We start from the raw sequence: 12,425 nt of genomic DNA on the forward strand, positions 1-12,425 counted from the left end.
GTTATTAGATTTATTTTATGTGATAATTATAAATTAGCGGAAAATTTTGGATCAAGGTTCTTTAATTATTGTTTTAGCGGATGATATATGCACAATGAACTGCATGTAATTTCCTTGATAATACTAAAAGATATTATTAATAAAATTAGAAAGGTACTATCATGAAAAAAAATTTGAAAACAAAAAACAGTTTAAATGTAAGGAAAAAAGCAGCAATCCTCAGTGGATTTCTGGTTCTACTTATGATTATAGGCTCCTCGATAGCGATAGCTGATACGAACTCTTCGGACAATAATAAAGCCTTAAAGGTTGGACTTGCACCAATAAACCCCGATTTTGTAAAGTATCAGCAAGAAAAAATTTCCAATCAGCTATCTTTTGAGGGACATAAAGCTGGTTTAATCCCCTCAATTGTGGATCTTAGTCATCTGGGCAGTGTTTCTAGCAGAATAGCATCTTATCAATCAAAATATGATCTGCGGAGCCTGAACAAAGTAACTTCTGTGAAAGATCAGGGTAATGCAGGATCTTGTTGGGCATTTGCAACCTATGGGTCTTTGGAATCATATTTACTGCCTGGAGAAAATTGGGATTTTTCAGAAAATAATCTTAAAAACATGCTTTCCAATTCTGCGCCAGAAGGTTTTGATTTTCGAGAGGGAGGAACTTCAGGTATGTCAACTGCCTACCTAGCCCGTTGGAGTGGGCCAGTGAAGGAAAGTGATGACCCTTATAGTGATTCGTCAACATATTCATCAAATGAACTTGGACTTCCTGTATATAAACATGTACAAAATGTTTTATTCCTTCCAGGCAGACAAGGATCTCTGGACAACAATGAAATAAAATCTGCAATTATAAAATATGGAGCAGTCTCTACAGGCTTATACTCCGGTGGTAACAACTTTTACAATTATTATTCTGCTAGTAAACATAGTTTTTACTATAATGGATCTTCGTCCTCTGACCATGGAGTGGACATTGTAGGCTGGGATGACTCGTACAGTAAAAACAATTTTACTAAAATCCCGCCCGGAAATGGAGCTTTTATTGTGAAAAATAGTTGGAGTAAAGATTTTGGTGAGAATGGATACTTCTATGTTTCCTATTATGACTCAAATATAGGCGCCGATAATACTATCTTCACAGCTGAAAACACTGATAATTATAAAAATATATATCAGTATGATCCATTCGGATGGACTACTACTATGGGATATGGCGGATCCACTGGCTGGTCTGCAAACATCTTTACTGCAAAATCAAGTGAGACTCTTAAAGCTGTAAGTTTCTATACTACGGATTCAAACTGCAACTATGAAATTCATATATATACTAACATATCGTCCAGTCCTATAAATCAAGCCGGTCCGGTTATTTCCCAGAGTGGGAAAAGTTCCTATGCAGGCTATCATACGATACCTCTGAACTCCGGAGTACAGCTCAAAGCCGGTCAAAAGTTCTCAGTTGTCCTGAAGCTTAAGACCACAGGATATGGTTACCCGATTGCCATAGAATACCCGTACCCAAACTACAGTAGTAAAGCAACAGCAAATGCAGGAGAGAGTTTCGTCAGTTCTGACGGAAATGACTGGACTGACATAACAAAATATTACTCAAATACGAATGTATGCATCAAGGCCTTCACCTCAACAGGAAGTGCATCTCCTGTAGCAGACTTTTCTGCGAAACCTACTTCTGGAAATACGCCATTAAGTGTCACTTTTACTGACAAAAGTACTGGTTCACCTACCAGTTGGACGTGGAACTTTGGAGATGGGACTTCCTCAACAACTAAGAGCCCTGTACACACATACAGTAAAGCAGGAAAATATACTGTAAGCTTAACAGTAAAGAATAACAAAGGCAGTAACACTAAAACAATAGGTAATTATATAAATGTAGCAGAAGCCCCAATAAAGCCAGTTGCTGTTTTTTCTGCAACGCCGACCTCAGGAAAAGCACCAGTAAATGTCGCTTTTACTGACAAAAGCACAGGAACGCCGACGAAGTGGAAATGGACTTTTGGGGATGGAACTACTTCAGTCCAGCAGAATCCGGTTCATAAGTATTCAAAAGCAGGAAATTATACTGTGGCTCTTACGGTAGTCAATGCCAAAGGCAGTAGCACACTAACAAAAGCAAATTATATAAAAGTGATAACAAAGCCTGTTGCTGCCTTCTCTGCATCTCCAACCTCAGGAAAAGCTCCATTAAACGTTAAATTCACTGACAAAAGCACAGGAATACCAACGAAGTGGCAATGGAATTTTGGAGATGGAACAACTTCAACCAAGCAGAATATAACGCATAAGTATTCAAAAGCAGGAACATATACTGTTAAGTTAACAGTAACAAATGTTGCTGGCAGTAACACTAAAACAATTTCTGGATATGTTACAGTGAAAAAATGAGTGAACATTATATGGAAAAAGCAGTAAAAAAGTCGCGCTAAAAGTAATAGAGACATAATAAAAATAGTAAAAACATAATAAAAATAGTAAAAACATAATAAAAATAGTAAAAACATAATAAAAAGAGTAAAAAAGCATAATAAAAGTAGTAAAAAAGCATAATAAAAGTAGTAAAAACATAAGGTTTGTTTCTGTTATTCGCTTTGTTTCTTCCATTATGACAGAAATAGACCTTAATTCTTTATTATAATAATTTCTATCAGGTTTTCTTAGCTTCCTGTACCTCAATCTCTTTCTAAGTGATGCTGCTTTAATCTTCAGCAGGTATTCTCAATAAATAATACTCTTGCAATCACTTTTTGGTAATTATTCAAAAATCTGAAGTTACCGGCAGTATATTATTGTTGCTATAATTTGGATTTTATGATACGAACTGCATCGGCATACATTAAATAAAAATTGTAGCCAAAAAAGAAGTTTTTGGGCAAGAATTAGAAACTTTTTAATATAAAATATCTAAATATAGATTTAATCAAAATTAGTGGAATAAAATAGATAATTTCCGCCATGTAGGATCTAACATGCAATCAATATGATTAGAGCTCTCTATAATGGTTCTTTCTGACATAGAATATGGAAACAATATGAGCACCGACCGTTGAGTAATTTAAGACAGAATGACACCAAACTAAACTAAACTAAACGGGTTTGAACTTAATAATTTTTGTTAGACCTGCAGATTGTCTATAGATGCAACCCGGTTTTCATGATTTAAAGTCTCTGGTCCAGTCTGTCAATTAGAATAACGCAAAAGTCATTGCATTATAGAATTGAGTTTTAAAACAAAAAACCTGTATTCGGCAGGCCGACATTAAGATTTGAGTGTTTTTCAGGATAGGTATACTCTTCAAACCGTAGGGAAAAACAGATAACACATATTGCCGAAAGTTTAAAAATTTACTTAAGTATAAAAATATGTTAAAACTAAAACACATAAAACTAGTTAGACTTTCAAAACATGTGATAAAATTATTCTAGGTTTTTATTTAGAATATTTCCCTTGAAAAGTAGAGGATGTCATGATAGCGCTTTTCAAGCATCCTATTAATTAGCCCTATATTTAACGCGTGTTAACATATATTTACACTGTTAACATATGGTAAACAATTGTCATAAAGTAGAGTCATTGACTATATATTCAAACCATATTTTCAATCGTTTGTGTAGGATGGAACATAAGTTCCCAAAAACGTTATCAGTGAAAAATATTTGGAAAACAGATTCACCTGCCGTATGTAGGACAAAACATAATGGAGTAAGACAATGAAAATGAACAAAAAATTGTGTTCAGTAGCCTTAGCTTCAACAGCCATTGTTTTATTTTTAATTTTAACATTATCTACTACATCGGCAGCTACTGCACAGAGTACTTCTAACACGGCTAAATACGCATATATTACGAATAGTGGGGCCACTACAGTCTCTGTAATTGATACAGCTACAAATAAGGTTACAGCCACCGTGAATGTAGGATCCAATCCATACGGAGTTGCAGTAAACCCGAAGGGAACTAAGGTATATGTAGCAAGCGATGTCAACGATGCGGTCTCTGTTATTGATACAGTCACAAATAAAGTTACAGCCACGGTACCTGTAGGCTCCGATCCCTGGGGAGTTGCAGTAAACCCTGATGGAACAAAGGTATATGTGGCAAACGAAGGCAGTGGTACTGTCTCGGTAATTGACACTGCAAGCAACAAGATTACAGCTACAATAAAAGTAGGAAATTATCCTTACGGAGTTGCAGTTAACTCGGCCGGAACAAAGGTATATGCGGTAAATGACCTCGATAACACTGTTTCTGTAATTGACACTGCAAGCAACAAGGTCACAGCCACGATAACTGTAGGAGATCTCCCTACCGGAGTTGCGGTTAATCCGGCAGGAACAAAGGTATATGTGACGAACGAACACGACGTCTCTGTTATCGACACAGCCACAAATAGGGTTACAGCCACGGTGACTGTAGGGAAATATCCATGGGGAGTTGCAATTAACCCAACAGGAACAAAAGCATACGTAACAAATTATGGGGACAGCACAGTCTCTGTTATTAATACAGCCACAAACAAGGTTACAGCAACAATAAGAGTGGGAAGTTATCCTTTAGGAGTTGCAATCAATCCGGAGGGAACAAAGGCGTACGTGGCGAACGAAGAAAGTAACACTATCTCCGTAATTGACACAGCTACAAATAAGGTCACAGCCACGATAACTGTTGGAAAGGAGCCTGTTGCCTTCGGGAAGTTTATAGGTTCTGTTCGAGTACAAAACTCAAAAAGTCCTGTTGCTACATTTTATGCGTCTCCAAAATCAGGAAATGAACCTTTAAGCGTTAAATTCACTGACAAAAGTACAGGAAAACCCACTAAATGGAAATGGGATTTCGGAGATGGAACATATTCAACCTTGCAGAATCCAACTCATAAGTATTCCAAAGCAGGAAAATATACTGTTAAACTTACCGTAACAAATGCAGCAGGCAGTAGTACAGAAACAAAATCAAAATATATAACCGTTACAACAACTTCCCAAGCTCCAACTGCTGTATTTTATGCATCTCCAAAATCAGGAAATGCACCTTTAAGCGTTAAATTTACTGACAAAAGTACAGGAAAACCCACTAAATGGAAATGGGATTTCGGAGACGGAACATCGTCAACAGCTAAGAACCCGACCCATAAGTATTCCAAAGCAGGAAAATATACTGTTAAACTTACAGTAACGAATGCTGCAGGTAGTAACACGCTAACAAAACCAAAGTATATAATAGTGACAGCAAAACCAATTGCTGTGTTTTATGCATCTCCAAAGTCAGGAAATGCACCTTTAAGCGTTAAATTTACTGACAAAAGTACAGGAAAACCCACTAAATGGAAATGGGATTTCGGAGATGGAACAAGTTCAACAGCTAAAAATCCGACTCATAAGTACTCCAAAGCAGGAAAATATACTGTTAAACTTACGGTAACAAATGCTGCAGGTAGTTTCACGCTAACAAAATCAAAGTATATCATAGTGACAGCAAAACCGACTGCTGTATTCTATGCATCTCCAAAATCAGGAAATGAACCTTTAAGCGTTAAATTCACTGACAAAAGTACAGGAAAACCCACTAAATGGAAATGGGATTTCGGAGATGGAACATATTCAACCTTGCAGAATCCAACTCATAAGTATTCCAAAGCAGGAAAATATACTGTTAAACTTACCGTAACAAATGCAGCAGGCAGTAGTACAGAAACAAAATCAAAATATATAACCGTTACAACAACTTCCCAAGCTCCAACTGCTGTATTTTATGCATCTCCAAAATCAGGAAATGTACCTTTAAGCGTTAAATTTACTGACAAAAGTACAGGAAAACCCACTAAATGGAAATGGGATTTTGGAGACGGAACATCGTCAACATCTAAGAACCCGACTCACAAGTATTCCAAAACAGGAAAATATACTGTTAAACTTACAGTAACGAATACTGCAGGCAGTAACACGCTAACAAAATCAAAGTATATAATAGTGACAGCAATTTCCCAAATTCCGGTTGCGGACTTCTGGAGTTCTCCACTTTCAGGAAATGTTCCACTAAAGGTAACATTTACGGAGATTAGCAAAGGATCGCCAACGAAGTGGAGATGGGATTTTGGAGATGGGACATACTCAACACAAAAGAGTCCAGTACACACATATTCAGCTGCAGGAACCTACACGGTTAAACTTACAGCAACAAACGCAGCAGGAAGTAATACAAAAACAAAATCGAATTATATAAAAGTGTCAGGAACCTCTCAAGTCCCAACTGCAGATTTCTGGGGATGGCCGCTTGCAGGAAAAGCACCGTTAAAGGTTACATTCACAGAGACAAGCAAAGGCTCTCCAACGAAGTGGAGATGGGATTTCGGAGATGGGACATACTCAACACAAAAGAGTCCAACACATACATACTCAGCTGCAGGAACTTACACGGTTAAACTTACAGCAACAAATGCAGCAGGCAGTAGTACAAAAACAAAATGGAATTATGTAAAAGTGACAAAATGACAACGGACTGAACGTGCTATAAAAATCAGTTTTGCTGATCTGATAGCAGGTTAATTCGGTTCTCAAAATTAACCATTTAAAAAAATGAATAAAAAGAACTACTCAACCTGGGAAATAAATAACTAGCCGTCTTTAATAGGATTAACTAAAATAGAATTCTTTGAATTTGTTTCCGTTAATCACGGGCTAGTTATTGCTTTTTACTTTTGCAAACAGTTTATAAGCAATTAATTAAAACATTTTGATTTTTATTATTTAACTCGAAGTAGTTCAAAGCTTTTCAGCAAGGCTTCCGAAATTCATCTGGCTTGAAGCCTCGGACTCCGGCTCATTTTCACTGGTGGATGTGACATGCGCAAAAAATTCTTCCACTAGACTTCCTACGTCCCTGGGTGCAATGTCTATGAACTCTTTCTTTTCTTCAGGCGGAAAATAGTTAAAAACTGAAAATTTGCCAAGTTTATGCATCTGTGAGCCCTGGTAGCGCGAATCAAGGAGAATCCTTACCCCGTAGTCTTCAGGAGAACGTACTATTCTTCCCATTGCCTGCCTGACCTTTCTAATTGTCGGCACCTGGACTGCAAACTCCCAGCCTTCCCCAGAGCCAAAAACAGCATCATAAGCAGATTCAACTGCCTTAATTCGGTCATTTAGAGCAGGGTATCCGACTCCCACTATAATCACTGTCCTGCCCCTGGAATCTCTGAAGTCAACGCCTTCACTTAATGTTCCCCAGAGATAGGTTATAAGTAAAGCTTTTCCTCCCTGCTCTCCTATTTTGAAGAATTCCTTTCGGATTTCCTGGGCTGAGACCCCCGTTTCATCAAGGAAAATGGGAATAGAAAGTTCAGGTTCAAGGAGTTTGGTATAGCGAAGTGCTTCGGCATAGCTCTGGAAATAAATAATCACATTTCCAGGCGATGCAATAGTAGCTGCAAGCAGGGCTTCTTTCACGTTCTCAAGCGTGTCCGGGCTGTCCCGGTTCTTTGAAAAAAGGGGAGGGATGGAAACCGTGAGGGTCAGCCTTCTTTCTATTGGAAATGTCGTTCCGTAGGAAATCTCTTCTACTTCCCTTGAGATGCCAAGCGTGGACTTTATCATTTCAAAGGGCCGGAGTGTAGCCGACATTAACACTGCCGAATAAATGGAATCAAACAAGGGCTGGGTCACATTTTTAGGGATGCACGTGAAAAGCTCGATCCTGCTGGCAATTTTATCGCTTTTGAAATCTCTGCGCACGTTCACAATTGGATAGTAATTTTGCCTGTCCGAAAGTACGAGGTAAGAAGATAAAAAGTCTGCAACATATCGGATCTGGGAACGTTTCGGAACTGTAAGAAGCCCTTTTTTGTAGTTCTCCGCATAAAGTTCTTCCAGCCTGCCTCCGAACTCGCCAATCTCCCTCAACCGGGTCAGGACTTTTTCCTCATCCGCAAAACCTTCCTTTATCGCCTCCCGTAAAAAGCGAGCTTTCAGGATGTCAAACCGCTCGTAGGGATCACTTATCTGAATATCTTGCCAGTGTTTTCCAAGCCTGTTTCTTTCTCCGAATTTCAATTTTGAGTCACAGGTATCTCTAAGAGCGTTAAGGAGGCAGGTAAACAGCCTTTTTGCATATAATCTAGCCGCATAGTCCTGGTCAAGAGGAATTCCACCTCCGGAACCAGTTTCTTTTCCTAACATAAGTGAATTGTGAGATTCGGGAGTTTCGCCTACTTCCGAAAGGGCTTTTTCAATAGTCAGTTCCGAGAGCATTATTGAAGAATGGGAACGGGCAGACGCCTCAATATTATGAGCTTCGTCAAAGATCAGGATAATGTCTTCAGGATCGCGTTCGAGCCATTTAAGTAGCATCATAAAAATTTCGCCACTGAGGACGTGATGAAAATTGCAAATTAGAAGTTCGGCGTTTTTGAGTTCTTTTTTCAGCAGTTCATATCCGCACATGTCCCGGTCTTCGGCATACTCCAGGATTTCTTCCGGGCTCTTTACATCAGAAAAAAGCCAGTTAGAAAATTCATTACCTTCAAATTTCAGAACTTCATATAATTCAGGGCAGGAATTGTTCCTTAAAGCCCGAGTTCTTTTCTTAGTTTCTTCGAGTTCTTTTTCAAGCTCGGTCCTGAGGGCATAAAGAGTAGGGTCTTTTGTCCGTTTGTATTTCTCATAGGCGTCCTTGAGCTCTTTTTCTTTTGAAGAAACTTCTCGTTCAAGGTCAAGGAGGTCATAGGTATTTTCCCCTTTGAGCCTGCATTCTTCGTAATCGAGATTTTCAGGGCACATCGAAGTCTTGCCCTTAAAAACGATTGTTTTTATGTCGTTGCCCCGTGAAATATCTCTTGCCTCATTTATAAATTGGACCATCTGTTGATGGACATTAGTGACTATAATAACGACCTTATTGAGTTTTTTCCCCACACTCAATGCAGGGGCAAGTGCGCTTAAAGTCTTGCCTGTCCCACACGCTCCTTCAAAAAGCACGATTTTTTCGCTCAGGAGAGCCGAATGAATCTTCTCCATTGCTTCTGCCTGATTAGGGTAACAGCTCTGTTTCGTAAAATACCGCATATATCCGTTCTTTTGCATCATACATTTAACCTGGGATTTCTCCGATTTCCAATGTTTTCAGTGACTTATTTCAGTGACTTATGCTTGTTGATGAATAGCGAATAGAACTTTTAAAATTTTTAATGTTTCTGAAAATAGTAATAATGAAATATTAGTAATTATTTTAAATTTACTCAGTATCAGTCTATTCTAATGTTTTAGATCTTCTTAATGCTTTAGATTTTCCGGATAAAAGCAAAATTCAACGTTAACATTTAAAATTCAAGCTAACACTTGAAATTCAAACTAAAATTTTAAAATTTAATATTAAAAATTAAGATAAAGGAAGATTATTACTTTTACTTGTTGCGCAGAGCGTCGTTTGTAAGCCTCTATCTTTGGCTTATTCTCGATGTCAGGATCTATTTTCCACCAGGTGATTACTGCTTATCCAGTACGCATTCTCTTCCGAGATACTTAACTCCCCATTTGCAAAGAGCCTCAAGGACCGGAAGTACGGTCATTCCGAATTCGGTTAGTGAGTATTCAACTTTAGGAGGGATTTCAGGATAAACTTCCCTGAGAATAAGCCCGTCTTCTTCGAGCTCTCTGAGCTGTTTCGTAAGCATTTTGGGTGAAATACCTTGCATACTTTGCTGGAGCCCTGAAAACCGCAGTTTTTCTGTCCTCAACTGCCAGAGAATAATAGGCTTCCATTTTCCGCCAATTACCTCCAGGGTTGCTTCCACAGGACACTGACAATGTTTGTTATTCCTTATCTCACTCACCATATGCTCACATACTATCAATTTTGTTAGTTACTATCCTGATTGCATGTATAGTATATAAGTATAGTTACTGCAAATTAAACATCAATAAATACATTTTCGAAAAGAAAGAAAAATTCGGCATAAATTGGAAAATTAATCCGGTATAAATTGAAAGAAAATGAAACTCAGGTCAGACCCAAATTCAGGTTAGACCCAAACTCAGGTTAGACCCAAATTCAAGCTAGACACAAGTTCAAGCTAGACACAAGTTCAAGCTAGACACAAATTCAAGCTAGACCTGATTTCAAGTTAGACCTGATTTCAAGTTAGACCTGAAATCAGTCAGAATCAAATTCAGGTCAGATCCAGTTTAAAGAATAAGAGGCGTGAACAAAATGAAAGTTATAGGTATTGTAGGAAGCCCCCGAAAGAATGGAAACACGAACATTCTTGTCCAGCAGGTCCTGGAAAGCGCAGCAGAAGCAGGTGTCGAAACCCGGACATTTATTCTCAACGAGATGAACTACAAAGGCTGCCAGGGCTGCGGATACTGTAGAAGCCATGACAAATGCAAGCTTGAAGATGATCTTACGGAAGTATTCGATGAACTTGCGTCAGCAGACGGAGTTGTCTTTGGTTCTCCGATTTATTTTGGCCAGTTTACAGGCCAAATGCGGCTTTTCCTTGACCGTTGCTACTCCCTTATAAATGCTGACTTCTCTCCTCGTCTCCCTGTCGGGAAAAAGGCGATAATTGTCGGAGTTCAGGGAGCTCCTGACCCAGAAGCCTTTAAAGGGGTCTACGAAGAGTTCAAAGGGCAAGTTTCCGGCTTCATGCAGGCAGAAGTAAAGGATGTCCTTATAGGAGTTGGCTATAACATTCCGGGTGAGGTCAAGAATAATATAGAGCTTATGGAAAAAGCAAAAAATGCAGGTCTTAACCTGTTCAAATGAAGGAAAAAATAAATAAAAATAAAACCGAAACTAAAGAAGCGGGAACCCAAAACGGGAAGAAAATAAAAAAGGGTGAGAAAAACAAAGGGTTAGAAAAACCTGGAAAAATTTCCTCGCCCAGATTTTTCAGGGAAGAATAGGAGTCTGAATATGGAAACTCTTGAAGCAATCCACACTCGCCGAAGCATTCGAAAATATACTGACAGGCCTGTTCCGAGAGAGCTTGTTACCGAACTTCTCAGAGCTGCAATGAGTGCTCCGTCAGCAGTCAACACCCAACCCTGGATCTTTATTATTATTGATGACAGGAAGCTCCTTGATGAAGTCCCTACTTTCAGCCCTTATGCAGGCATGTGCAGGGAAGCTCCTCTTGCAATTCTTGTCTGTGGGGATACAACTCTTGAAAAAGTTCCAGGGTACTGGGTTCAGGACTGTTCGGCAGCTACCCAGAACCTCCTGCTTGCAGCTCACGATGCCGGGCTTGGGGCAGTCTGGACCGGGATCTATCCGATGAAGGACCGGGTTGAAGGTTTCAGGAAAGCCTTTGGACTGCCTGAACACGTAATTCCTCTAGCTTTTGTACCCTTAGGTTATCCTGACCAGAAACCAGGTCCTCAGGACAGGTTTGATAAAACAAAAATCTACCACAACAGGTACGGCCAAAAAAGAGAGTGAGACTGTAAAGCCGGCAGAACAAAATTTATACCAACTACAACAGCAATAAAGATAAGTATTGAAAGTACGAAATTCAGGAAAATAATTTTTACTAAACGCTGGTGATTTTTTGACAATACGTGTGGTTGCAAAAAATTATGTCAAACCTGAGAAGACTCAGGAATTTTTAGGATTATGCAGAAAACTCGTTGAAGCATCATTAAAGGATGAAGGCTGCATCGATTATGGGCTGTACCAGGAACTTGAAAACTCAGGAAACCTGACATTCTTAGAAGAATGGAAAGATGAAAAAAGCCTTGATCAGCATTTAAATTCCAGTCATTTTAAAGAAATATTTCCATTGCTTTCGGAATATCTTGAAAAAGAAACTGAGGTTAATGTCTATAGAAAAACACTGTAATATTTCAGGTGTGTTTCATCTGTTTAATTTTTAACCTCTTCTCGAACAATTTTGGGAGATCAATACCGTATTAATGCAGTAGTAAGTAAATTAAAAAGAAGAAAGTAGATATGGCAGAGAAAAGTCAAGATCAATAACAATATTCTTCTGTTCCAGACAAGAACCCTTTTGAGGGTAAAATATGAGATGTGTTTTGAAAGTGATTTTGCTGCAAATAGTAAATTCATAATATGAGTCAATAAAGTATAATGTTTACTATTTTATGTAGAGTTTTCACTTTTCATTTCATTCCACAGCTCTTCAATTACTATCTCTTCTTCAGGGCTTGCATTCTCAAGCAGGTGTTCAAGATCCTTCATCTCAGAATCAAACTCTTGAATTTCAGCCTCAGTAAGTCCCGCTTCGAGATTTTCATCCGGTTCGCCATTTTTCATCTCAGCAACGTCTGGGTCTGCCTTTGATTCTTTTACTTCAGATGCACTATCTTCGACACAACCGGACCCTGCAAGCCAGACAATTAAAGCTGACAGTACGAGCAGGTGAGCAAATTTGACCATTTTCTGCC

General features: G+C 38.7%; 9 protein-coding genes. 6 read left to right on the forward strand and 3 right to left on the reverse strand.

The genetic code is table 11. The features are described from left to right. The first annotated feature begins 161 nt into the window (after positions 1-161). Positions 162-2,414: a PKD domain-containing protein gene (locus tag MSBR3_RS10855; protein ID WP_196296943.1), complete on the forward strand. Its 2,253-nt coding sequence runs from the start codon at positions 162-164 to the stop codon at positions 2,412-2,414. 1,323 nt (positions 2,415-3,737) lie between these two features. Then, positions 3,738-6,515: a PKD domain-containing protein gene (locus MSBR3_RS21060; RefSeq protein ID WP_080942282.1), complete on the forward strand. Its 2,778-nt coding sequence runs from the start codon at positions 3,738-3,740 to the stop codon at positions 6,513-6,515. A gap of 270 nt (positions 6,516-6,785) precedes the next feature. Here MSBR3_RS21060 and MSBR3_RS10870 read toward each other — a convergent pair whose 3' ends face one another. Together MSBR3_RS10870 and MSBR3_RS10875 are read right to left on the reverse strand one after the other, a co-directional pair. Further along, the gene (locus MSBR3_RS10870; RefSeq protein ID WP_048108098.1) at positions 6,786-9,104 is read right to left on the reverse strand and encodes an ATP-dependent DNA helicase; all 2,319 of its coding nucleotides are present in this window, start codon (positions 9,102-9,104) and stop codon (positions 6,786-6,788) included. Between the two features lie 398 nt (positions 9,105-9,502). Beyond that, a complete protein-coding gene (locus MSBR3_RS10875; protein WP_048108100.1) occupies positions 9,503-9,853 on the reverse strand; it encodes a winged helix-turn-helix transcriptional regulator in 351 nt (116 codons plus the stop codon). 374 nt (positions 9,854-10,227) lie between these two features. Here MSBR3_RS10875 and MSBR3_RS10880 point away from each other — a divergent pair, with 374 nt between their 5' ends. The 4 genes from MSBR3_RS10880 to MSBR3_RS10890 all read left to right on the forward strand — a co-directional run bounded on the left by MSBR3_RS10880 (position 10,228) and on the right by MSBR3_RS10890 (position 11,860). After that, positions 10,228-10,785 carry a flavodoxin family protein gene (locus MSBR3_RS10880; RefSeq protein WP_048108102.1) on the forward strand — a complete coding sequence of 186 codons (558 nt, stop codon included), beginning with the start codon at positions 10,228-10,230 and terminating at the stop codon, positions 10,783-10,785. Further along, positions 10,782-10,925 carry a hypothetical protein gene (locus tag MSBR3_RS20320; RefSeq protein ID WP_155396798.1) on the forward strand — a complete coding sequence of 48 codons (144 nt, stop codon included), beginning with the start codon at positions 10,782-10,784 and terminating at the stop codon, positions 10,923-10,925. Before MSBR3_RS10880 ends, MSBR3_RS20320 begins: the two co-directional genes overlap by 4 nt. A gap of 10 nt (positions 10,926-10,935) precedes the next feature. Then, on the forward strand, positions 10,936-11,460 hold the full coding sequence (locus tag MSBR3_RS10885; protein WP_048108104.1) for a nitroreductase family protein: 525 nt from the start codon (positions 10,936-10,938) through the stop codon (positions 11,458-11,460). Between the two features lie 121 nt (positions 11,461-11,581). Continuing rightward, positions 11,582-11,860: a putative quinol monooxygenase gene (locus MSBR3_RS10890; RefSeq protein WP_230627406.1), complete on the forward strand. Its 279-nt coding sequence runs from the start codon at positions 11,582-11,584 to the stop codon at positions 11,858-11,860. Positions 11,861-12,120: 260 nt separating this feature from the next. Here the strand turns inward: MSBR3_RS10890 and MSBR3_RS10895 are convergent, their stop codons facing one another. Further along, positions 12,121-12,417, reverse strand: coding sequence for a hypothetical protein (locus MSBR3_RS10895; RefSeq protein ID WP_048108106.1), 297 nt, complete (start codon positions 12,415-12,417; stop codon positions 12,121-12,123). Positions 12,418-12,425 lie beyond the last annotated feature (8 nt).

It is taken from the genome of Methanosarcina barkeri 3 (assembly GCF_000970305.1).
GTDB lineage: Archaea > Halobacteriota > Methanosarcinia > Methanosarcinales > Methanosarcinaceae > Methanosarcina > Methanosarcina barkeri_A.